At 68.9% G+C, this 22,936-nt stretch carries 20 protein-coding genes; 6 read left to right on the top strand and 14 right to left on the bottom strand.

Annotated features, from left to right (window positions below; translation table 11 throughout):
* A partial coding sequence (locus ATO3_RS24460) for a glycosyltransferase family 2 protein (protein WP_143747368.1) occupies window positions 1–2,056 on the bottom strand: 2,056 nt, incomplete at its 3' end.
* A 272-nt stretch (window positions 2,057–2,328) separates the two neighbouring features.
* Between ATO3_RS24460 and ATO3_RS24455 the strand changes: the two genes are divergently transcribed.
* The 3 genes from ATO3_RS24455 (at window position 2,329) to ATO3_RS24450 (ending at window position 6,019) form a co-directional block, all read left to right on the top strand.
* Window positions 2,329–3,786 (top strand): mannose-1-phosphate guanylyltransferase/mannose-6-phosphate isomerase, encoded by a 1,458-nt coding sequence (locus tag ATO3_RS24455; RefSeq protein WP_088652499.1) that lies wholly within the window; start codon window positions 2,329–2,331, stop codon window positions 3,784–3,786.
* 404 nt (window positions 3,787–4,190) lie between these two features.
* Window positions 4,191–4,754: a sulfotransferase gene (locus tag ATO3_RS28900; RefSeq protein ID WP_158218055.1), complete on the top strand. Its 564-nt coding sequence runs from the start codon at window positions 4,191–4,193 to the stop codon at window positions 4,752–4,754.
* Complete coding sequence (locus ATO3_RS24450) at window positions 4,751–6,019, top strand: glycosyltransferase family 61 protein (protein ID WP_158218054.1); 1,269 nt, start codon at window positions 4,751–4,753, stop codon at window positions 6,017–6,019. The genes ATO3_RS28900 and ATO3_RS24450 overlap by 4 nt, the downstream gene beginning before the upstream one ends.
* A 39-nt stretch (window positions 6,020–6,058) precedes the next feature.
* On the opposite strand, the gene ATO3_RS24445 is transcribed toward ATO3_RS24450, so the two are convergent.
* Both ATO3_RS24445 and ATO3_RS24440 read right to left on the bottom strand, forming a co-directional pair.
* Window positions 6,059–6,988: a WcbI family polysaccharide biosynthesis putative acetyltransferase gene (locus ATO3_RS24445; RefSeq protein WP_088652497.1), complete on the bottom strand. Its 930-nt coding sequence runs from the start codon at window positions 6,986–6,988 to the stop codon at window positions 6,059–6,061.
* Window positions 6,985–7,698: a sulfotransferase family 2 domain-containing protein gene (locus ATO3_RS24440; protein WP_158218053.1), complete on the bottom strand. Its 714-nt coding sequence runs from the start codon at window positions 7,696–7,698 to the stop codon at window positions 6,985–6,987. Before ATO3_RS24440 ends, ATO3_RS24445 begins: the two co-directional genes overlap by 4 nt.
* 407 nt (window positions 7,699–8,105) lie before the next feature.
* Here ATO3_RS24440 and ATO3_RS24435 point away from each other — a divergent pair, with 407 nt between their 5' ends.
* Window positions 8,106–10,613 (top strand): right-handed parallel beta-helix repeat-containing protein, encoded by a 2,508-nt coding sequence (locus tag ATO3_RS24435; protein WP_158218052.1) that lies wholly within the window; start codon window positions 8,106–8,108, stop codon window positions 10,611–10,613.
* Between the two features lie 9 nt (window positions 10,614–10,622).
* On the opposite strand, the gene ATO3_RS24430 is transcribed toward ATO3_RS24435, so the two are convergent.
* From ATO3_RS24430 to ATO3_RS28895, 5 genes are all read right to left on the bottom strand, one after another.
* Complete coding sequence (locus tag ATO3_RS24430; protein WP_088652494.1) at window positions 10,623–12,644, bottom strand: hypothetical protein; 2,022 nt, start codon at window positions 12,642–12,644, stop codon at window positions 10,623–10,625.
* Window positions 12,645–12,829: 185 nt separating this feature from the next.
* Window positions 12,830–13,090, bottom strand: coding sequence for a hypothetical protein (locus ATO3_RS24425; RefSeq protein ID WP_198963346.1), 261 nt, complete (start codon window positions 13,088–13,090; stop codon window positions 12,830–12,832).
* A gap of 104 nt (window positions 13,091–13,194) precedes the next feature.
* Complete coding sequence (locus ATO3_RS24420; protein ID WP_088652492.1) at window positions 13,195–13,458, bottom strand: DUF982 domain-containing protein; 264 nt, start codon at window positions 13,456–13,458, stop codon at window positions 13,195–13,197.
* Window positions 13,459–13,639: 181 nt separating this feature from the next.
* Entirely contained in the window at window positions 13,640–13,846 is a 207-nt protein-coding gene (locus tag ATO3_RS24415) for a cold-shock protein (RefSeq protein WP_088652491.1), read from the bottom strand.
* A gap of 232 nt (window positions 13,847–14,078) precedes the next feature.
* On the bottom strand, window positions 14,079–14,879 hold the full coding sequence (locus tag ATO3_RS28895) for a class I SAM-dependent methyltransferase (protein WP_158218051.1): 801 nt from the start codon (window positions 14,877–14,879) through the stop codon (window positions 14,079–14,081).
* Window positions 14,880–14,969: 90 nt separating this feature from the next.
* Between ATO3_RS28895 and ATO3_RS24405 the strand changes: the two genes are divergently transcribed.
* Complete coding sequence (locus ATO3_RS24405; RefSeq protein ID WP_088652490.1) at window positions 14,970–15,935, top strand: GNAT family N-acetyltransferase; 966 nt, start codon at window positions 14,970–14,972, stop codon at window positions 15,933–15,935.
* A gap of 97 nt (window positions 15,936–16,032) precedes the next feature.
* On the opposite strand, the gene ATO3_RS24400 is transcribed toward ATO3_RS24405, so the two are convergent.
* From ATO3_RS24400 to ATO3_RS24380, 5 genes are all read right to left on the bottom strand, one after another.
* Window positions 16,033–16,926: a glycosyltransferase family 2 protein gene (locus tag ATO3_RS24400; protein WP_088652489.1), complete on the bottom strand. Its 894-nt coding sequence runs from the start codon at window positions 16,924–16,926 to the stop codon at window positions 16,033–16,035.
* Window positions 16,927–17,029: 103 nt separating this feature from the next.
* Window positions 17,030–18,070 (bottom strand): PLP-dependent aminotransferase family protein, encoded by a 1,041-nt coding sequence (locus ATO3_RS24395; RefSeq protein ID WP_088652488.1) that lies wholly within the window; start codon window positions 18,068–18,070, stop codon window positions 17,030–17,032.
* The gene (locus tag ATO3_RS24390; protein ID WP_088652487.1) at window positions 18,067–18,747 is read right to left on the bottom strand and encodes a WbqC family protein; all 681 of its coding nucleotides are present in this window, start codon (window positions 18,745–18,747) and stop codon (window positions 18,067–18,069) included. The genes ATO3_RS24395 and ATO3_RS24390 overlap by 4 nt, the downstream gene beginning before the upstream one ends.
* 310 nt (window positions 18,748–19,057) lie before the next feature.
* A complete protein-coding gene (locus ATO3_RS24385; protein WP_088652486.1) occupies window positions 19,058–19,672 on the bottom strand; it encodes a sugar transferase in 615 nt (204 codons plus the stop codon).
* Window positions 19,673–19,779: 107 nt separating this feature from the next.
* On the bottom strand, window positions 19,780–20,682 hold the full coding sequence (locus ATO3_RS24380) for an NAD-dependent epimerase/dehydratase family protein (protein WP_088652485.1): 903 nt from the start codon (window positions 20,680–20,682) through the stop codon (window positions 19,780–19,782).
* Window positions 20,683–20,769: 87 nt separating this feature from the next.
* Between ATO3_RS24380 and ATO3_RS24375 the strand changes: the two genes are divergently transcribed.
* Complete coding sequence (locus tag ATO3_RS24375; RefSeq protein ID WP_088652484.1) at window positions 20,770–21,885, top strand: polysaccharide biosynthesis/export family protein; 1,116 nt, start codon at window positions 20,770–20,772, stop codon at window positions 21,883–21,885.
* A 178-nt stretch (window positions 21,886–22,063) separates the two neighbouring features.
* Here ATO3_RS24375 and rfbA read toward each other — a convergent pair whose 3' ends face one another.
* Window positions 22,064–22,936, bottom strand: a complete 873-nt coding sequence (gene rfbA, locus ATO3_RS24370) for a glucose-1-phosphate thymidylyltransferase RfbA (RefSeq protein ID WP_088652483.1) — start codon at window positions 22,934–22,936, stop codon at window positions 22,064–22,066.

Raw genomic sequence — 22,936 nt, 5'->3', positions numbered from 1 at the left:
CCCCCTGGGTGCCGAAACCGGCATAGGCGGCGGCCCAGCGGCGCTTGAACTTGGGCCGGTTGACCTCCTGGAAGCGCTTGTAGCCGGTGGAGGAGCCGGTGTCGGTTCCGCTGGTCATGCCCTCGAAATGGTAGATCACCGAGGAGGGCACGAACCAGGTCCTGTAGCCCGCCTCGCGCACCTTGAACGAGAAATCGGTATCCTCGAAATACATCGGCTCCAGGTAGGAGCTGAGCCCGCCGACCTGGTCCCAGATCTCGCGGGTGGTCATCATCGCCGCGCCGGTCAGGTAATCGGCCTGCCGCGCATAGCAGAAGCGCGGATCCCAGGGGTTCTGGCCATGGCCGTAGTTCCAGGGGTTGCCCGAGTTCCAGATGATGCCGCCGGCATCCTGCAGCCGCCCGTCGGGATAGAGCAGCTTGGAGCCCACCAGCCCGACCTTGGGAAAGCGGTCGAAGGCGTCGAGCAGCGCGTCGAGGAAGCCGTTGGTGACCTCGACATCGTTGTTGAGCAGCATCACATAGCGCCCGCGGGACTGGGCCGCGCCGGAGTTGCAGGCGCGGATGAAGCGCTGCGCCTGGGTCTTGCGGATCACCGTGATGCCCGAGACGATCTCTTCCAGCCGGGCGGTCTCGTCGGTGGAGGCGTCGTCGACCACGATCACCTCGAAGCTGGCCTTGTTGTGGGCCAGCAGCAGCGAGGCCAGCGCCAGGTAGGTGACCTCGACCTTGTTGTGGGCCGGGATCACGATCGAGACCAGGGGCTCGTCATGTTCGGGGAAGGCCAGCGGCTCCAGCCGGACATTGCCATAGCCGCCCTCGACCACGCGCAGGCACCAGGCGACCTGGGCCTGTTCCTCGGGGGTGAGGCCCGCGGCCATCTGCGCGCGCAGCGCCTCGTAGCGGTGGCTGGCGGCGGCGAAGAGCGGGCCGGGGAAGGGGGCCGAGCTTTCGGTCTTCAGCACGTCATGCGGCGTCAGCAGGCGCGGCATCAGCACGGTGTCGGCAAAGAGCTGCTCGGCGCCGATCTCGTCGGTGATGGTGACCCAGTGGGTGGTGCCGGTGAAATATTGCGACGGCATCCGCATCGGCGCCGGGTCGGGCCCGAGGTGTTGGGTAAAGGCGAACTGGCCGTCGATGAAGACCCGGTAGGTGCCGGTTTCCGAGGCGCTCAGGACCAGCGCATGGCCGTAATCCTCGGTCACCGCGATGCGGCGGCCCGTCCCGGAGAGCAGCCGGTAGCGGTCGGATCCGTCGAGCAGCTCCAGGTCGTCCTCGGCCGACAGGAAGGCCGGGACGGGCGCGCGGGCCCAGATGTAGTCGGCGCCGGGGTCGATCCCCGGCCCCTCGATCACCAGCGCCCCGGCCAGCCCCTTGCCGGCGCGGACCTGGCCGACATGGGGATCGGCGACGAAGAAGAAGGCGGTCTGGCCCGGCTCGGTGCCCTCGAAACTGTCGTAGGCGACGGAGAGCGAGAGTTCGACCTCGTTCTCGCTCGGGGCCAGGTTGTGTTCGATCTGCAGGTACTTGCCGATCTGGGTCCCGCCGATGCAGGTCGGATCGAAGGCGAAGTCGCGGCTTTCGCGGCGCCCGGTCTTGAGGTCGGTGGTGGTCACGATCAGCCGGCCGGCGGCGCGGTGGATGGCCAGGCCCGCGCGGAACACCAGCGTGGTGACATGGGGCGCCAGCCGCAGCGGGGTCTTGAGCCCGATCACGCAGGGTTCGGAGGTGAGGAAGGCCATCTGCACCGTGTTGCGATTGGCCAGCGCCCAGTCGGTCATCTTGTTGATGTTGACGTTGCAGAGCTTCTTGACGGGCATGTCCCCGGGCTCGATCGTCTCGGCCAGGTCCTCGGGGTCGAAGCGGGGCCGGTATTCGATCAGCAGCTCGGGAAGATCGTCGTCCTCCTCGCCCACGGGTTCGAAGCGGACCTCGTCGTTGCCCACGCCCAGCCCGAGCCCCCGGTCGAGCAGGGCCTGCGTGACATTTGCCATGACGATGCCGTTGGACAGCACGACCTGTGCCACACCGTCGGGGAGATCTGTTTTCTCGCTCAAATCACGTCGTCCTTGTTCATCTGCCGCATTTGCCGCCCTGCGCGCCGCGCCCTGCTGTCTCGAGTGCACGTCTTAACGGCACGGGGCAGGGCCGGGGAGTCCCTAAAATGCCTCAACCATGACGCGAGGCGCATCTGCAGCATTTTCCCGCTGTTTTTTCATGTGCTTCCCGGGGTAGGTGGAGGATGAGGACAGGAGCGGATAACGATTTTATTTCCCCCCGGGCCTAGCGCGTTTCGGAGCGGAATTCGACAGGAGAGATCAAGAGACCCATGGATATCGTCACACCGGTCATTCTCAGCGGGGGCTCCGGCACAAGGCTCTGGCCCCTGTCCCGGAAGAGCTATCCCAAGCAGTTCACCCAGCTGGTGGGTGAGACCAGCCTGTTCCAGGCCTCGGCGCTGCGGCTGACCGGGCAGGACGGCGCAGGGGCGCTGTCCTTCGGCGCGCCGGCGGTGCTGACCAATGCCGATTTCCGCTTCATCGTGACCGAGCAGCTGACCGAGGTGGGCATCGACCCCGGCCCGGTGCTGATCGAGCCCGAGGGCAAGAACACCGCGCCGGCCGTGCTGGCCGCCGCGCTCTACCTGGCGGCAAAGGACCCGGAGGCGGTGATGCTGGTCGCGCCCTCGGATCACGTGGTGCCCGATGCCGGCGCCTTCCGCGACGCCGTGGCGCGCGGCATGGAGGCGGTGCGCGCCGGCCAGCTGGTCACCTTCGGCATCACCCCCGACCGCCCCGAGACGGGCTATGGCTATCTCAGCCTCGGCACGAAGCCGGACGGTTCGGGCGGCGCCACGCCGCTGGAGGGCTTTGTCGAGAAGCCGGACCTTGCCAATGCGCAGACCATGCTGGAGGCCGGCACCTACCTGTGGAACGCGGGGATCTTCCTGTTCGCCGCCCGGGACATCATCGCCGCCTTCGAGGCCCATGCCCCCACCCTGATCGCCCCGGTGCGCACCGCGGTCGAACAGGCCGAGGCGGATCTCGGCTTCCTGCGGCTCGATCCCACGGCCTGGGCCGGGGTCGAGGACATCTCGCTCGATTACGCGGTGATGGAACGGGCGGACAACCTGTCGGTCGTGCCCTATTCGGGCGGCTGGTCGGACCTGGGCAGCTGGACCGCGGTGCATGAACTCAGCAACCCGGATGCCGACGGCGTGGCGACCTCGGGCGACGTGACCGCGATCGAGTGCCGCAATTCGCTGCTGCGATCCGAGGTGCCGGGGCTGGAACTGGTCGGTCTGGGCGTCGAGAACCTGGTGGCCGTGGCCATGCCCGACGCGGTGCTGGTGGCCGATGCCAGCCGCGCGCAGGACGTCAAGCTGGCGGTCACCGCGCTGAAGCAGAAGGGCGCGGCGCAGGCGACGGCTTTGCCCGTCGATTTCCGCCCCTGGGGCCATTTCGAGACGCTGATCCTGCGCGAGCGGTTCCAGGTGAAGCGGATCCATGTGAAGCCGGGCGCGAGCCTGTCGCTGCAAAGCCACCATCACCGGGCCGAGCACTGGATCGTGGTCGAGGGCACCGCGAAGGTGACGATCGACGACGAGGTGAAACTGGTGACGGAAAACCAGTCGGTCTATATCCCGCTTGGCGCCGTTCACCGGATGGAGAACCCCGGCAAGATCGACATGGTGCTGATCGAGGTTCAGACCGGGTCCTACCTGGGTGAGGACGACATCATCCGCTACGAGGACATCTATGCCCGAGGCCAGGGCGCGAAGGGGTGAGGCGCGCCCGGAAATCGGTCCAGTGGACCGATTTCAGCGTCGAACGGGCGGAGCCCCGGCCAAGGCGCGCCCGGAAATCGGTCCAGTGGACCGATTTCAGCGCCGAACGGGCGGAGCCCAGGCCAAGGCGGCTGCAAGCGCCGCCTCCGCGCACCGCCGGCGTCCCGTCCAGCCGCCCCCGCCAGACGTCCGAAGCCGGTCCCGCCCCGGGCCGGTGCGGCGCTTCGGGCGTCCGACCCCGTCCGATCGGCATAATCCCATCGCCAGATCGTCCCTGATCCGCTAGGTCAGGGCCGCGAGGAACGAATGATGACGAAAACTCCGACCGGTTTCGGCCAATGGGCCCGCCACGCGCGCGGGCCGCGACTGGCCCGGCCGGGATCGGCGGTGCAGGACATGACGGCATGAAGATTATCCAGATCGGTTTCAACAAATGCGCCACGCGCGCGATCAGCCATTTCTTCAAGCGGCACGGGCTGCAGACCGCCGACTGGATGCGGGGAGACCTGGCCAAGGACATCCGGCAGGCGGTCGAGACCGGCGGCGTGCCCCTGGCGCCCTGGCCCGACGTGAATGTCTTTTCCGACATGGAATATGTCCACGCCCGGGACATGACCGAGGGCTACCGGTATTTCCGGGACTTGCACGCCGCCTACCCGGAGGCGCTCTTCATTCTCAACACCCGCAATGTCGAGGGCTGGATCCGCAGCCGCCACAAGCATGGCGAGGGGGCCTATACCTCGGCCTATCGCCGTTATTACGGCTACGAGACCGATGCCGAGACCTTCGACCGCTGGCGCTTGGAATGGTTCCGCCATCACCTGGCGGTGCTGGAGTACTTCTCGGGTCCGCTGCGCGAGCGCCTGTTCGTCTGGGACATCGACAAGCCGGACTGGGCGCAATTGCAGGGCAAGCTGGATTTCCAGCTCGACACCGACAAATGGGCCGTTCGGGGCAAGACGGAATGACTGCGCCCGCGGCTCCGAAAAACACCCCCCCGAAGGCGCCCGACGATCTGCCGACCCATTTCCTGCGCCTGACCCGGGGGGCGCTCAGCGGCGTGCTGACCACCGACTGGCTGTTCGACGCCGAAAAGATCCGGGCCATGCTGGCCGATGCGGATGCGGCCTGGCCCGAGATCGGCGTGGCCCCGCTGGACGAGGCCGCCGCAGAGCGCATCACGGTGATGCCGCCCGATCCGGGCCCCGAGATCGCCGCGCCCACCTTCGACGATCACTACGTTTTCCACCGCAACCAGCGCATGCCCCGGTTGCGGCTTGACGCCTTCCGGTTCCGCGACGTGCGCCTGTCCTTCGACGTGAGCAGGATGGGGCGGCCGGAATTCTACCTGTTCGACCGCGAGGGCCGGCTGATCAACGGCATGTTCTTCGGCGCGGCGCCCTTCCTCGAAGAGGTCGAGGAAGAGATCGACGCGCCGTCGGTGCTGATTGATGACTTTTTCATCAAGCCGAACATCTGCCATTTCCTGTTCGACAAGCTGCCGCGGGCCTTTCTGGCCGAGAGCGCCTTCGGCGCGCGCCAGGCGCTTTTGTTCCACCCCTTCGGATATGCCGACGAGATCGCGGCGATGCTGGGCCTGCCCTTGCGCGCGCTGGCGGGGCGGCCCGGAGGACAGTCGGGGGCGGGGCCCAGGGTGCGTGGCACGGTGCGCTTCGCCGACCTGGTGCTGCTGTCGGACAGTTTCAACGGGTTGCGCCACCCGGCCCAGGTCGGCTCGGACGCGCATCTCGCCGTTCTGGCGCGCATCCGCGCGCGGATCCCGAAGGATCCCGACGGCCCGCAGGCGCGGCGGTTCATGATCGAACGGGCCCCGGGCCTGCCCCGCAACATCGTCAATGCCGAGGAGACCCGCGCGCTTGCGGCACGCTTCGGCTTTGCCTTCGGCGATCCGGCCACGATGTCCGTCCGCGCGCAGCTGCAGCTTTTTGCCGGGGTCGAGGTGCTGATGGGGGTGCATGGCGCAGGGCTGGCAAACCTGGCCTTCCAGCCTGACGGTGGGTCGGTCGTGGAACTGCATGCGCCGCTCTGCGGGACGCATGCCTATTGGTACATGGCCCGGCTGCGTGGACTGGGCTATGAATCCGTGACCTGCCAGGATCCCGAATTCGGCACGGTCGATTACAGGACGGTCCAGCATAACGCGGCCCACAACCGCCGTGACGTGGTCGTTCCGCTGGACCGGCTGGAAGAGGCGCTGAGCCGGGTCTGCTAGCGCGGAGGCGCCGATTGCAGGCCGCTTGGCGGTTCGGATTCAGGTTCGGATTCGGGTTCGGGGGCCCAGGAAGACGTGATCGAAACCCGCCGCCGGCGTTGTCCGCAGATCGGCCACCGCCTCGGTCATCAGCGGGCCGAGGTGATCGTAGCAGTCGAAATACCGCGCCCTGAGCGCCTCGGGCGTATAGGTCGTGCGGGCGCCGGGGCGGATCGCGTGACCGGGGGCAAGCTCGACCTCGATGCCGCGATAGGGCGGCTGCGGCGCCTGGTCCAGCTCGCCCAGCACATCGGCCAGCGGCGGCGTGAACTGGTTCAGCGGCTCGAAGGCCGGCGGCAGCGGTTTCAGAGGGACCGGCTGGCCCAGCCGGTCGGCAAGCCGGTCGGCGATGCGCCCGGCCAGCTGGTCCAGAAGCCAGCGCACCGGGTGATTGAAGGTGTAGAACAGCAGCCGCTCGGCGTGATGGGCCGCGATCAGATCGGACACGCCCACGTCGCAGGCGGCCTCGCGCGCGCTCAGCGTGGCGCTGGCCTCGGCATGGACCTCGGCGGCAAGCGCCGCGAGATCCCCGGCAGGGGCCGGCCCCAGACCACGCGCCGCGCGCCATTCGGCGATCAGGCGAAGATCGTGATAGGCGTCGAGCGGTCCCAGGATCCGACCGTACCGGGGATGGGTCAGGTAGCGCAGGAACGGATGCTGGCCGGCATGGAACAGGTTGGGCCAGATCAGCACCTTGCCGGGATGGCGGTCACGCACCCGCGCCGCCACCAGATGCGCAACCTGGAAATTCTCGGCCGTCAGCTGGGTCAGGATCACGTCGGCTTCATCCATCGCCGCCTCGTGCTCGGCCTTCTGATCGTCCTTCGACAGGTGCAGGATGATCGGGGCAAGCGCCTCGAAGCTGCCGCCGCTGCACAGGATGCGCGACAGCGGCCGGGCCTGGCAATTGCCTATGACAAGCAGCTTCATTCCGGCTCTCGGGCGCCGTCCAGAAGCGCCCGGGCCTCGGCCAGCAGCGCCCTGTCATCCGCGTTCGCCTCGGCCATCAGCGTGTCGATACGGGCGTCTTCGGAGGTCGGAGGCGCCGCGGTGGTGGTGTTGGCGCGCACGGTCTTCCACTCGAAATCGGGATAGGCCGGGCGGATCGCCCCGGCCAGGTCCGACACCGCGTCCTCGAAGGCCTCCACGAGCCCCACCACCGACAGCTGGCGCAGCCCCGCGCGGGCCCGGTCGAGTTCGGGCGCGTCGCCGGGCACCATGGAGGCCAGGCGGTGGGTCTGGAAATTGCGGCACTGGCGGTCGTTGACCCGCTCGAGCCGGGCGCGCACGTATCCTTCGAGATCGTGTTGCTTGGCCAGCTCGGCGCCCCAGGTGTCGGCGTCCTGCTTGCGCTCGAAGCGATAGGCCGAGCGGATCCGCGCGACCGGATCGCGCAGCAGCATGACCGAGACGATGTTCACGCCCTCGATCCGGGGCACCGGCCCCATGGCGGTATGGGTGGAAAAGGCCACGGCCCCGGGTTCGGAGCGGATCCACTCGGCAAGCTCGGCGCTGTTGTCCTCGCTCATCGGGAATTCGCGCGTGACCCAGCGCGGGCCGAAGTTGCGCCTGAGGATCTGGTCGAGCGACGTCCCCGCGTTCTTGAACAGGTGATAATGAAGGACGACCGTGCGATCCATTCCGCGCTTCTTCCGCTTTGTTCTCTGTCTTGTCTGCGTCTCGTGCCGCCCGCGGGGCGCCCAAGGGCCCCGGCCCCCCTTAGGGTTCCGGCTTTCTGCCGAGGTTGGGGGCATGGGATCAACCGTTTTCTTAGGATGTTTCCGGAAACCGTACAAGCCGAGGCCGTCGTGCCGGATGAACGGCGCGGCGCCCTCTGCGGCGGCGGGGCCCCGGCCGAGCACCGCGGCAGGAACCTGCGCGCGAGGCGGGGGCGGGCCGCAGGGCCGGGCGCGGGGCAGTTGCGCGGATGCGCGGACGCCCTGTTAACCACGAAATAGAGCTTCCACGACAAGGATGCCGGCGCCTGGCGGGCTGTCCGCCTGCCCGAATGTTCGGCCCAAATGCTTGGAAAGACAGGATAAGCCAGATGGTATCGACGCCCTACACCCTGACCCCCGCCTGGACCCCGACCAACAGCCACCCGGCGGTGGACATCTGCGAGATGCTGGTCAGCAACACCGCGTCCACCGACATCCGCTGGGCGCGCACCCCGGCCGAAACCCAGCCCGCGCTGGAGCCGCGCAAGGCGCATCTGCTGCGCCCGGGGCGCAGCCAGGTGGTGCGCTGCGACGTGGGCGAGACGCTGTGGCTGGCCGGCAGCCCCAAGGGGCGCGCGGTGATCGACGTCTTCGAGCTTGACCTGGAGCCGGGCGGCGGGACGCCGGATCCGGGGCCGATGACCGCCAGCCGCGGCACCCTGTCGGGGATGGAGCCGGGCCAGGACGGCGACGAGATCCGCGCCGGCGGCATCGGCTATATCTGGGCCACCGGCGCCACGGCGATCCCGGACCTGCCGGGGCTCTTGCCGGTGGCGCCGGTCATGCTGGAACATTTCGGCGCGAAGGGCGACGGCGTGTCGAAGGACACCGCCGCCTGGAACGCGGCGATGGATTACCTGGAAAGCCAGGGCGGCGGCGTGCTGCTGGGCGGGCTGGGCAAGACCTATTGCCTGACCGAGACGACGATCGCCTCGGGCGTGATCTTCCAGGGCCAGGGCGAGGGGGTGACCACGCTGAAGGTCCATCCCGACACCACCCTGGGCGAGGTCTGGCTGGGCAACCGCGACATCAACAAGACCGGTCCCGACCGCGACGCCCGCGACATCGCCATCGTGAACTGCACGCTGGACGGCACCGACCTGCCGTTCTCGCGCTGGCTTGCGCAGGCCGACGGCACGCCGGTCACCGACCCCGAGGAGGATTACCGCCCCGGCTCGGGCGCGCTGGGGGCGGGGATTTCCGGCGTGTCGCTGGCCGCCACCGTGGTCGGCAACCAGATCACGGATGTCGTCATCAACAACGGCGGTTCGGGCTGGAACAGCCATCCGACCCATCCCTATCAGGCGGACACGGTGAACCTGTATTTCGAGGGCGGCAGCGGGCGCGGCGCCCAGGCGGTGGCGACGATCGAGAACGGCACGCTGAGCAGCGTGATCGTGCAGGACGGCGGGTATGGCTATTCCGGCACGCCCGTGGTCTGGCCGATGGGCGGCTATGCCGATGTCTCGCTGCTGGCCACGCCGGAGGTCGACCGGCGCAATCCGGACTTCGAGGCGGTCGGCTCCGGCCTCTCGTTCTCCAAGGTGGTCAGCCCCCGGGTCGAGAACGTGGTGTTCCGCAACTTCCACTGCCGCGCGCTGGCCGACGGCGGCTGTCTGCGCGGCGTCTACCGCAACCTGCGCTTCGAGAATTGCGGCAAGAGCGACGGCGCCTATCACTGCATCTGGGTGCAATCCTACGGCAATCCGGAAAACCCGCTGGCCAGCTATGCCCCCAGCGACGGCACCCTGGTCGAGGATGTCACCGTGATCGACGCCGAACGCTCGGCCATCGCCTTCATGCCGGCCAAGGGCGGCACGCTGCGCCGGCTTTATGCCTCGGGCTGCGGGGAAAGCACGGTCTTCATCAATTCCCGCGTCTGCTATAACGGCGGGCAGGCGCTGATCGAGGATTGCGTGCTCAAGGACAACGTGCTGACCGACATCGCCTCGCAGCTGATCGAATCCGATGCCCGCAACGTGACGGTGCGCAACTGCCTGCTCGAGGGCGCGTCGAACAAGGCGCTGGTCGCCACCGGGTCGCATAATTACATCATCGAGAACTGCACCTTCCGGAACAACAACACCGGGCTGACGACCACCGGCAATTACCGGCTGCCCTTCGGCCCGTTTTCCGAGCGCTTCAATTACAACCAGGGCTCGGTTCCGGTCTGCGGCACCGGGATCAACATCCGCACCGAGGCGGTGATCAGCGTCGGCACCTCCAGCGCCGGGGGCTGCGACAACGTCCGCTTCGAGGGCAATACCTTCATCGAGACCCGCCCGGGCTATCCGTCGCATATCTTCCGCCAGGCGCGCGCCGGCGGCTCGAACCAGTCCGGCGACCTGACCGTGCGCGGCAACGACCTGCGCAACATCCCCGCCGGCATGGGGCTGTGGGACATGACCATCGGCAACGTGTTCAAGCCGACCATGCCGCTGCATATCGCGTATAACCTGGGCCATGCCTCCGAGGCGCCGGTGAACATCGACCAGGTCCTGACCGGCACCGGCCCGTTCGAGATCCGCCCCGGCTTCCGGCCGAAATCCGTCCGCGTCTTCGCCCATACCAACCAGGTCAACGACCTGAGCACCGCGCTTGGCGAATTTTCCTGGAGGCGGAGCGGGGTGCGCAACGATTTCACCTGGGCCTTCACCACCGATGCCGCGGGCACCACCAAGACCTGGTTCTACGACAGCGACATCGTGCGGCTGGTCAATGCCGCCGCGGCCCAGGTCTGCCGGGTGGAATTCGTCAGCTGGATGGAGGACGGGTTCCGCCTGAACACCGTGCTGCTGGAAGAGACCTGCACGCTGCGCTTCGTCTGCTGCCCCTGACCGGAGCAGTCAGCCCCCCGGGGCAAGCAGCAGCACCAGCACCCCGGGCGCCGGCAGGTCCAGCGTGATGCGGTAGCTCTCCGTCTCCTCGGCGATCGCGGGGGCGGCGGGCTGCCGCATCAGCGTGTCCTCGATCCCGGCGCGGTACCTGTCCCAGTTTCGCGCGACAAAGGCCTGGCCCTCGGGCCCGGTCATCTCCTTGAGAAACCCCGTCGGCGCGCCGGGAAGATCGGCGAACCTCGCCGCCAGCAGCCCCTCGGCCGCCAGGTCGGCGCGGATCAGGTCGTAGACCGCGTTGCCCTGGTTCAGCGCCACCTGGTCGATCCGCGCCGCGCCGGGATCGGGCATCAGCTCTTTCGGGACGGTGACCGTGACCTTCCGGGGATCGGGGGAATCCCGCGCCGGATCGAGGTTGAAGGCGCTGACCACCAGCGCGTCCGCCCCGCCGCCCGCCTCATCCATGTCGATGTAATGGGCACCGACCATCGGTGCATCCTCCGCCCCCGCCAGCGGCGAGACATCGTAGACCGTCCCGCCCAGGAACCGCTCCAGCACCAGATAAAGCCAGCCCCGGCCCAGCAGGATCCGGGTCTCGACCCCTTCGCGGGCCACGATCAGCCGTTCGAACGCCGTCCAGTGCCAGAGCCCGCCGACCCCGGCGCCCAGCAGGTCGAAGACATCGGCCACATGCATCGCGGCCCCCCGCGCGCCCGGCTCGGGGGTAGGGACATCCTGGACGTTCCGCAGCACGCCGAATTCCTGGAATTCCACCGGCACGCCCCGGGGGATCGGCAGCCCGGCCCAGAGCCTGCGAAGAGCGGGCAGGCGCTGGCTGATATGGGTGTTGGCCACCGTGCCCTGCCGCACCCTGGGGACGTAATAGAGCGAATGGGCGACATAGCCGATATAGCCCGGATCGGGCAGCGCCCGGTAGAGATAGGCATAGGTCAGCCCCTCGGGATCGGCGCTGGCCCCGGCCTGGTTGAAGGGGCCGATCACCGCGTCGGGCAGGTGGCCCCGGATCGTCTCCACCGTCGCCTCGTAAAGCGCCAGGTATTGCTCCGGCGTGCCGGAAAAGCGGTCCTTCGACTGCTGTTCGGTGCCCAGGCGAAAGCGGAAGCGTTCCACCACCGGGCGCCCGTAATAGGCGATCAGCGCGCCCGTCATCCGGTCCACGAAGGCGGCCCATTCCGCCACGCTGGCCGGCGGCGCGGTCTGGCCGATCGTGCCGGTCACGGGCGCGTAGGGCAAATCCCAGGGGAAATTGTCCAGCACCAGCGTCAGGTCGGTGTAGCCCGCCGCGATATAGGGATCGAGCCGGGCCTTCATCAGCTCGAAATGATAGACCAGCTCCGAGGGATCGACGGTCATCGAGCCCACCGGCTGCTGCCCGCTCTCTTGTGTCCCATTCATGGGACAATCTTTCCCAAGAAAGACATCGAAGACCCGCTCCGTTCCGATCCGGAAATCGCCCACCGCCTGCCGGCCGGGGCTGTCGGCGCAGACCAGCACCGCGCCCTCCGAGGTGATCTGCAGGGCCTGGCCCTCGGGCACCGTCCAGTGCAGGTCGCCTGTGCAGCGGCCGGCCGCGTCGTCGCAATCCAGCGGCCCCAGATCGATCAGCGGCGTCGTCCGCAGGCTGGGCCCGCCATGGCGCCGGGTGACCAGGTCGGCCTCGGCGATCGCATCGTAACCCCGCGTCTCGCCCTTGCCGAGATCGGAGGGGATCCAGCCACCCAGCAGCCGCACCACGGTCAGCCGGTCGGCAAAGGGCACCTCTTCGGGGTAGGGCCGGCGGGCATAGGGAAAATCGGTGTGATCGAGATAGGCGGGCACCTTTTCCAGCCCCTGTCCGCCGCTCAGCCAGATGCCGATGACCGGCTGGTTCCGCCAGATCGGCCGCAGCTCTCCCGGCGCGTTCCGCGGGGCCGGCTGCGCCGCCACGGCCCCGGCGCCCAGGACGAGGGCCGCACAGAGCAGGGTGCAGAGGCGGGCCCGGCGCAGGCTGCGGAAGATGGCGGTGTCTGTCATGTCTCTGGCCCCGTTCCGGTCCCGTTTCGGCCCCGTCCCGGCGATCTCCGGTACGGCGGCGCGGGCACGCGGGCGGAGTGTGGGGCATCGAAGGCAGGGGAGGCAATGGGCGAGACACGCGCCCGGGCCCGGGGCCACGGCGGGCCCCCGGCTTCATCGCGGCTCAGTCGGGGATCAAACGGGGATCAGCTGCCCGTGCCGGTCTTTCCGGTCTTGCCCGCCTTGCCGGCGGTGGCGGCCTTGCGCGTCCGGGCGGCCTTGGGCGGGGTCGCCGGCGCCGTGGCCTCCCGCTCGAGCCGGGCCTTGCGCAGGCGCGCGGTCTTGGTGGCGCGCAGCTCGGTCTCGTCGTCGATGATTTCCTGCGCCGCGCGCGTCGTCTTGTCCAGAAGCGTCTCCGCGCGGGTGGAGGTCTTCTTGAACATCGTCTCTTTCGTGAGTCTTGCCATCTTCGGTCCTGTTCGGGCTACGCGCCGGGACCGTGCTTTGGGCCGGCGGGGCTGCATGGGGCCGGGGCCCGCCGGGGCGCGCCGCGGAACGGGGCGCCGGTCGGTCAGGCCGGTGCGGCAGTGTCATGCCAGGCAACGAAGCCGGCAGATTGCGCCGCCCGGGCAAAGGCCTGGCGGGCCGCGTCGACCGGAGCGAGGCATTGCATCGCCGCGTCGACATGGTCGATCGCCCGGTCCCGGTGGTGATCCGCGACGGGCCATTTCTTGCGAAGCCAGTAGCGGGCCTGTTCGATCGTGGTGAATTTCTTGGTGTCGCCGTCTTGCGACACGACGTAGGTCAGGGGCGTGCCCCAGTTGATTTCTATCATGATTTTCAATTCTCAGGTGCCGGTTGCACCTGTTTTGCATGGGGTTCGGAGGCGGGTTCGAAAACGTTCGGACACCAGCCTCTGCCCATGGCGGCCGCAGGGCATCCCGGTCGGATGCCGCGCCGGCAAAAGGTCGACGAACGGGGGAGACCCCCGCCCGTCCCGTCATGTCGGCGCCGGCTTATGCCAGGGCGAGGTTGGACGCGGATTCACGTCCGTCGCGGCCGCTTTCGATGTCGAAAGTCACGGCCTGGCCGTCATCCAGCTTGTGGATGCCGGCGCGCTCAAGCGCGGAAATATGGACGAAGATGTCCTTCGATCCATGCTCGGGGGCGATGAATCCGAAACCTTTGGTGGCGTTGAACCATTTCACGGTGCCATTGGCCATCGTGATGTCTCCTGTAGTAATGCCACCCACACGACGCGGTGGCCCGGCTCAGTTTCGTCATAAGAACAACTGAAGCGGTCAGGAAACAGTAGATCGAAGGAAGATGCTTAGCCCGCCCTATATAGACGCGCAGGGGATTCGCCGCAAGGGGGCGCATGAGACAGGACCGGCCCGGGGCGGCAGGCAGGTGTATTTCACATAACAATGCTTATACGAGGGAGATTGGCACCCCTCACCCCTGGCCGCAGACGATCACCTGCCGCTTCGCCTCGGGCGTGAAGGGGGACCGGTCCAGATCGCCGTAGCGCTCGACGATCTGCAGCCCCGCGTCGGCCAGCAGACGCTCCATGTCGGACGCGAAATACTGCCGCAGCGTCTGGTCCATCGGCTCCAGCGGCAGACGCGCGTCGGTCACCCCGTCGTGCAGGTACCACGTGCCGCTGAACAGCAGTGTCTCGGGGTCGTAGGTCGAATATTCCCGCACCCTGAGCCTGCGCCCCGTTCTGTCGGAAAATTCCCGCACCACGCGCCCGTCTTCCAGCCCGCCGGCCGCCGCCTTCGCCAGATAGGCGCGGTTGGGCTGGTAGATGTCGAAGGCGAAGCGCCCGTCCGGGGCCAGCGCGTCGCGGATGTTGGACAGGGATTCGGCCATGTCCGCCTCGGTCCGCAGCGCCTGCATCGTGTGGAAACAGCAGATCACCAGGTCGAAACGCTCCTCCGGCGCCACCGGCGGGCACTTGATGTCGCCCAGGCGCCAGTCGATCGCGGGATAGCGCGCGGCGGCAAGCTCGACCATCGCCGGGGCCAGGTCCACGCCCACCGCCGGACGGTCGGCGCCGCCCTCGCGCATCTTCTCCACCACCGGCGCGGTGATCGACCCGGTGCCCGAGCCCAGGTCCAGCAGGCTGCCCGTTCCGGGGGTCACGAGACCGACGTAGAAGGCCGTGTGCTGGTTCGGGCTGCGCACGTTGTCCATGTCGTCGTAGAGCGGCGCCCAGCCTTGATCCCAGAGGTCTACCGTGTTCTGCTGCACGCCAATTCTCCATGACTGCGGGCCAGGCCGATCCCCGATGATCCCGAAGATCCGATGCCCGTTCCCTCTGCGCGCCGCGTAGCATAGCCCATGTCGGCTGTCACGATCCTGACCCTGTCCGAGCCCGAGGCCTGGACCGCCGCCGTGGAGGCGCATGGCCTGCCGTCGCATACCCATGGCTATGCGCGCGGGCTGGCGGCCGCCGGGCTCGACCCGCGGCTGGCGGTGGTGGAGGCGGGTGGCGCGCGGATGCTGCTGCCCTTCGTCGAGCGCCCCATACCGGGCAGCGGGCTCAGCGACATCGCCACGATCCCGGGCCTGTCGGGCGCCGCGATCGTCCCCGACAGCCTTGCCCCGCTGCAGGCCTGGGCCGCCTATGCGGCCGACCGCGGATGGGTGACGGGCTACATCCAGCTGGGGCTGGACAACCACGGCCTGCAGGCGCTGGACCCGGATCATATCCGCGCCCATAACATCATGATCCGCTTCGATCTTTCCACCTGGGACCTGGCCACGAGCACCAGCCGCAACGCCCGCAGGACGATCACGAAACCCGACCGCCAGGGCGTGGGCTTTGTCACCGGCAGGGCGCGGCTGGAACAGCCCTTCCTCGATCTCTACTACCCGGCGATGGCGCGGCTGAAGGCAAGTTCCGTCTTCCCCCGCGCCTGTATCGAGACCTGGTACGAAACCGACGGCCTCGACCTCTTCGGCGCCGAGGTGGAGGGCGGGATCGTCGCCGCCTATCTCACCCACCGCCACGGGGATCACGTGGACGGCCACCTTGCCGCCACGACCGAGGCGGGGCGCTCCCTTGGGGCCTGGATGTTCTGGCGCATGGCCGAACATTACCGGGCGATGGGGGTCCGCTATTTCAACATCGGCGGGGCGGGCACGCCGGGGGACGGCATCCACTGGACCAAGGGGCGGTTCAACGCCGATGAATTCCCGCTGCTCTCGGTCCGGCAGGTCTATGACCGGGGGGCCCATGACAGGCTCTGCGCCGCCGCCGGAGACCGCCTGAACCCGGACCGCTTCCCGCCCTACCGGGTCTGAGGACCGGGTCAGGGGCCAGGTCAGGGCCGCGCGCCCCGGGCAGGCCCCCGGCGCGATCCCTGTCGCGATCCCTGTCCGGTCCGCCGGGCACGCGCCCTCAGCCCGCGCCCCACAGCTCCGACAATGGCCGCAGCGTGCCCTCGGCGCGCATCTCGTCCCGCTGCTCGGGCGCGGTGATGTTGCGGGCGAATTCCGCCTCCACCCCGGTCTCGGCCGCGCCGTCGCGGAACATGCGCCAGTGCCAGGCCTGCCCCTCCGGCCAGGGCTCTCCGGTCATCTCGTGCAGCTCGACGATGTTGCGCACCTTCAGCCGGAACCGCCCGGGCGTGGAGAACGGCACATGGGCGATCAGCGCATCCGGTGCCGTCACCTTGACCGGCGTGGCCGCGTCGCCCGCCTGCTGCACCGCGTGGTGGCCGGCCTGCACCGCGGCCACGCCGGTCAGCCGGACCATCAGCTTGGGGCTTGGCACCACCCGGATCCAGGGAATCGAGGGATCCTCGGCCAGCACCTTGCGCCAGCCGCCCCGGCCGGCGGGCGGCGGGCAATGCACCAGCACCTCGTCCAGCCGGTCCACCGTCAGCGGAAAGCGCAGGCAGGGCCCGTCTTCCGCCAGCATCACGTTGTAGCGCCGCGCCTCGATCACGTCGGCCTCCTCCAGCCCCGCGATGTCGCGCAGCCGCCCCGTGCGCGGCATCCAGAATTCATCGGCATCGCAGAACAGCAGCCAGTCCATGCCCCGCGCCGTCGCCCGGGCCATGACCTCCGCGGCCACGCGGTGTTCGCTCTCGGGGCCCTCGGCCTCGACATCGATGGTCAGCACCTCCAGGTCGCCCCGGCCGGCCTCGGCCTGCAGGATGTCCAGCGTGCCGTCGGTGGATTTCACGTCGACGGCATAGATGTGATCCACGCCGATCCCGCGCAGATGCGCGATCGTATGGCCGATCAGCTCGGCCTCGTCCTTGCAGCCAAGCCAGGCAGCGATCTTCATGGCGTTCCTTTCGGGGTCGAGGGGTCAGAAGAGGCCGGGAGGCGGGCAAGCCCCCCGGGGGGCGGCGCCATCGCGGCACCCGCGCGGGCCTTTGCCGCGGCACTCATGCCGCCGCCCCGGCAAAGGCCCGCGCCATCCGCGCCATGTCGTCCACGCTCCAGCGCTGGTCGCAGGGCAGGGTCAGCCAGCTCTCGGCCCGCGCCCGGTCCCGGGCCGAGGGCACGCCGGGCAGGTCGCGCCAATGCACCGCCGGAAAGATCCCCTGCCCGTAAAGCGCCTGCGCCACCCGGTCCCTCTGCCCCGGCGCCAGCCGCACCGGAAAGCCGAAGGGCACGAAGGCGGGATCGGGATCGGCCAGCACCGACCATGGCGCCAGGGCCTCGGCCAGCACCCGGTAATTCTCGTGCCGCCGGGCGGACACCGCGGCCACGTCGATCAGCCCCATGAGCCTGCGGGACAGCGTGCTCATCCCCTGCCCGCTGACCGCATGGGCGGCTTCATGCGCCTGGTTCATCGGATGCCACAGCGCATTGTCCAGGGGGTGCTCCATCCGCGCGAGCTTGGCCGCCAGCGCCGCCTGCACCGCCTCCACGGGCGGGGCCTCGGGGGCGGGCGGCAGGACCTGCCTGCCCCCCGCCCCGTCCATGGGCACCAGCAGCCCGCCATCGGGAATACCGGCCAGCTTGCGCGGGGAATAAAGCCGCCACTGCCCCCAGGGCGCCACCCCGGTGTCCAGCGCCTGGGCGCAATCCTCGACAAAGGTGACCCGCGGATGCGCCGCCACCCGCGCGCGCCAGGCTGCCCCCGCTGCCCCCGCCGCCCGGCCGAAATAGTTCACACCGACAACGATATCCCCCGGCGCCGGATCCAGCGTACCGGCCTCGGGCCCCAGATCCTCGTCCACCGCGTAATAGCGGCGCTGCCCCTCCGGTACGGCATGGGTGAATTCGGCGCAGACAAATCCCGGAAACCACACCGCCCCCGGCGCCGCCCGGCGCACCAGCGCGGCCAGCGCCGAGGTCGCGTTGGCAAAGGCCAGGCCCCGCGCCGCACCCCAATGGGCCCAAAGCCCCGCACCGGTGTCGGGCAGCTCCAGCCCGAAGAACCCGCCCAGGGGCGCCGCGGTGTCCCCGGCCCCGCTCATGCCGGCTGCACCGTGGCGGTGGCGACCACCTCGCGGCGCAACCCGTCCAGCGGCGCGTCGGTCATCCGCTGCAGGATACTGTCCATCGGCCCCGGATAGGGATCGTGAAACAGCAGCCTCACCCCGTGCCGCGCGAACTCCGCCCCGTCATAAAGCGCCCGCCCCCCCGGCGCGTTGACATATTCATCCGCCCCCAGCGCACGGCAAAGCGCGATGATCTGCTCGGTGGGGCTCAGCCCCTCGGCGGCGGGATCGTGAAAGTCGGATTGCAGCAGCAGCGGCGTGTGCAGCCCCAGCGCCGCGCCCACCTGCTCCAGCAGGCGCCGGATCACGGCCAGGGGCGTCCCCTCGAGCGCGGCCAGCGTCTCGACCAGGGGCGCCGTCGCCGCGTTGGGACTGCGGCAGGCGGCGAAGCGCGCCATGTTCCGGGCAAAGGTGACCTCGGCCCCCTCGGCAAAGGCGATCTCTCCGATCCGGGTTCCCAGCGGTTTCGGCTTCAGCGGCAGGGTCAGCCAGCCGGGGGCGCCCCTGTCGTCGGTCAGCCGGTTGCGATGCACCCATCCGCGCCGGGGAAACTGCTGCACGTCGCCCAGCACCAGGGCATCCACGTCCACCATCAGCCGGAAGTAGCCGAGGTAGGGCAGCAGGTAGGGCTGCATGATCGCGATCCGGCTCATCTGCTCTGGCGGCTCCCGTTTGTCCTGCCCGTCCCTGCCGCCGTTCTAGCGCTTGTCCCGCCAGAGGGTCCATCCCGCCCTGTCCCGAAGTCCGCTCGGGCTGATGTGGCGCGCCGGAGTATTTTTTACCAAGAAGAAGACAGCAGGACGGCGCGGATGATCCAACCTTCGACGTGTTTGCAGATGTCGGATCCGCAGGGTGGCAAACAAGGCACATCACGGGGGTCGAAGCACCGAACCCTGTCTTCTTCTTGGCAAAAATACTCCGACACCACGGCTCTCCCGGGCACCGCCCCCGGAACAGGGCGCCCTATTTCCCGCGCCGCACCAGGTTGCCGATGGTCTGGAAGACGATGTCGAAATCCACGCAGATGTTGCGGTTCTTCTGGTACATCAGGTCCAGCCGCGCCTTTCTTGGCACGCAGTTGCGGGCATAGACCGCGTCGGTCTCCTCCGGCGTGGCGCAGCGCTCCAGCAGGGCGGTTTCGTGCTTGTGGTAGACGATGGTCGCAAGCCCGGTCACCCCGGGGCGGGATTTCAGCACCTCGCCGTAGATCTCCGGGAAGCGTTCGACATAGGCGCGCAGGGGCGGGCGCGGACCGACGAAGCTCAGGTCGCCACGCAGGATGTTCCACAGCTGCGGGAACTCGTCCAGCCGCTTGCCCCGCAGCCAGGCGCCGGCGGGCGTGATCCGCGCCGCCTTGTCCCCGCCCGAGACGCCGGCATCGCTGTCGACCACGGTCATGGTCCTGAGCTTCCACAGCATGAAGGGCTGGTCCGGGGTCTTCATCCGCTCGGCCACGTAGAACAGCGGCCGGCCCTGTTTCACCCAGAGCCAGATCAGCAGGCCCAGCATCACCGGCCCCAGGAGACCCACGAGCAGGACAGCGAAGAACAGGTCGAGAAGGCGCTTGGCTGGTGTCATGGCCAAGGGTCATGGCCCGGCGCGGCCCCGCGCGCAAGACCCGGGCGCGCCCCGCGTCCCTGCGGGACGGGTCCGATCCCCGCCGGCCGCCGGCGTAGGGTGGGGTTTCACCCCACCGGCCCTCCCACCGTGGTCCCCGCCGCCTCCGCCGCCCGGTCGGCACGCCAGTCCGCCACCAGCGCCCCGGGCCGGGCGGGCTCCAGCGGCACCAGCGCCTCCAGCCGGGCGGTGTCGAACTCCACCCGCGCGATCGCCCCCGCCCCGGCGGCGCGGGCCGTCCATGGCAGGCCCGCCGCATCCAGCAGCGCGCCCATCTGAACCGCCCCCGGTTCCGCGATATTGAGCACCTGCGGCAGGTCCCGCCGCCGCATCAGCGCGCCCAGCACCCGCGCCAGCATGCCGGGGCCGATGTAGCTGCGCGCCGGGGTCGTGCCATCGGGAAAGGCATCCAGGGCAAAGCCCTCGCGCCAGCCGCCCAGGATCGCATCCGCCCCCGCGACATTGCCGATGCGCAGGATCGTCACCCTCTGGCCGGTGCGCGCCGCGCGCGCCAGCACCGCCGCCTCCATCGCCGCCTTGGCCGCGCCGTAGGGCGCCGCCGGGGTCGGCGCGTCCTCTTCCCGCAGCGGGCCTGCCGCGCGGCCGTAGACTGCCGCCGAGGAACACAGGAACACATGCGCGCCCACCGCATCGCCGGCCGCCATCGCCGCAAGCGCCAGCCGCGCGTCATCGTCGAAATCGGCGCCGCGGCTTGCCGCCGCCGGGGTCACCCCGGCCAGGCAGAGCAGCGCCCCCGCCCCCGCCGCGGCCCCCGCCCCCGCCGCGGCCCGCGCCAGCCCGTCCGGATCGCCCAGCGGATCGCAGGCCACCAGCCCCGCGCCCCGATCCGGCCCGGCCCGCCGCGCGCCCCAGATCACCGGCGCGCCCGCGCCTGCGTCGCCCCAGTGACGGCGCAGGATCTGTCCCAGGCGGCCTGTGGCCCCAATGACGAAGACGGCAGGAATCTGCACCTTTTGATACGGAATAGTTTGACCCTCCCTCGCCTCCCGGCCATTAACGTCGGCGCACCAGCACGGAATACAGGCCATCCGCTTCTCATGAACCACCCGATCCGCTTCTGCCTGATCGCCCTGACCTGTCTTGCCCTCGCCGCATGCGGCCGTCTGCCCGCCAGCGGCCCGGCCAGCAACGAGATCCTGCGCGAAGTCGCCGACGACAACAGCGAATTCGCCGTCTACAGCGTCACCCGCGCCTTTCTCCCCACGGTGGAGAAATGGCCCAACACAGGCAAGACCGAACGCCTGGGATGGATCGGCAAGACCGCCGGCGCCTCGAGCCAGATCATCCAGTCCGGCGACATGCTGGCGATGACGATCTGGGACAGCTCGGACAATTCGCTGCTGACCACCCAGGAACAGCGCGCCGTCCAGCTGGGCGAGCTGCGCGTGGCGCCCAACGGCACGATCTTCGTTCCCTATATCGGCGATGTCGACGTGATCGGCCTGACGCCCGACCTGGCCCGGCGCGAAATCCAGTCCCAGCTCGAGGCGATCGTGCCCTCGGCCCAGGTCCAGCTGGGCATGGTCGAAGGCCGCGGCAATTCGGTCGAGCTGATCGGCGGCGTCGCCGCGCCCGGCACCTACCCGATGCCCGACCGCAACTACACGGTGATGAGCCTGATCGCCGCCGGCGGCGGGGTCTCGGGCACGCTGAGCAATCCCCAGATCCGGCTGATGCGGGGCTCCTCTATCTACGGGACCTCGATCGACCGGCTTTTGAACAACCCGAACTACGACACGCTCCTGCGCGGCGGCGACAAGGTCTTCGTGGAAAACGACGACCGCTATTTCCTGTCCTTCGGCGCCACCGGCACCGAGGCGCTGCACAATTTCCCGAAGGATCACGTCTCGGCCATGGACGCGGTGTCGATCATCGGCGGCGTGAACGAACGCACCGCCGACCCGCGCGGCTTGCTGATCCTGCGCGAATATCCCGGCTCGGCCGTGGGTCCCGGCGTGCGCGGCCCGCGCAACACGCGGGTGGTCTTCTCGGTCGACCTGACGAATTTCGACGGGCTGTTCTCGGCGCAGAACTTCACGGTCAATTCCGGCGACGTGATCATCGCCACCGAATCGCCGATCAACGATGTCCTGACGATCTCGCAGATCTTCGGCCAGTTCTTCGGCGTCTTCAACGCGGCGAACTCGCTTTGACCTGAACCCGGGTGATGGGGGCGCTGCCCCCGTCGCCTGCGGCGACTCCCCCGGAGGTATTTGGGCCAAGAAGAAGACAGGGGATACCCCGAAGACCCGTCCCCTGTCTTCTTCTTGGATACAAATACTCCACCCCGACGGCACCACCCGCGATGCCGTCGGTCCGCCTGGCGCGACCTCAGCCGAGAAGGCTCATCAGGTATTCGCCGTAGCGGTTCTTGCGGTAGCGTTCCGCCATCTCCTTCAGCGCCGTGGCGTCGATCCAGCCCTTCTGGAAGGCGATCTCTTCCAGGCAGCCGGTCTGCAGGCCCTGCCGGCTTTCCAGCGTGCGCACGAAATTGCCCGCGTCCAGCAGCGAGCCGTGCGTGCCCGTATCCAGCCAGGCATAGCCGCGGCCCATGCGCTGCACGTCCAGCTGGCCCTCGGCCAGGTACATCTCGAGAAGCGTGGTGATCTCGACCTCGCCGCGGGCCGAGGGTTTGACCTCACGCGCGCGGGCGGGCGCCGTGCCGTCGAGGAAATAAAGCCCCGTCACCGCGTAGTTCGACGGCGGCACCGCGGGTTTCTCGATGATCTGCGTGACCTGGCCCCGGTCCCCGAAGGCCACCACGCCATAGCGTTCCGGATCGGCCACGTGATAGCCGAAGACCGTGCCGCCGGCCGGTTTCGCATCCGCCGCCGCCATCAGTTCCGGCAGCCCGTGGCCGAAGAAGATGTTGTCGCCCAGCACCATCGCCGAGGGCGCGCCGTCAAGGAATTCCTCGGCCAGGATATAGGCCTGCGCCAGCCCGTCGGGCGAGGGCTGCACCACATAGGTGAACGTCACCCCCCATTGCGACCCGTCGCCCAGGGTCCGCTTGAACTGCTCCTGGTCCTGCGGCGTGGTGATCAGGCAGATCTCGCGGATGCCGGCCAGCATCAGCACCGAGATCGGGTAGTAGATCATCGGCTTGTCGTAGATCGGCAGGAGCTGCTTCGACACGCCCTCCGTGATCGGGTAAAGCCGCGTGCCGGAGCCGCCGGCCAGGATGATCCCCTTGCGGTTGGTCAT

Source organism: Marinibacterium profundimaris (assembly GCF_002210095.1).
In the GTDB taxonomy this organism is placed as follows: domain Bacteria; phylum Pseudomonadota; class Alphaproteobacteria; order Rhodobacterales; family Rhodobacteraceae; genus Marinibacterium; species Marinibacterium profundimaris.
This window is presented reverse-complemented; position numbering and strand designations above follow the sequence as displayed.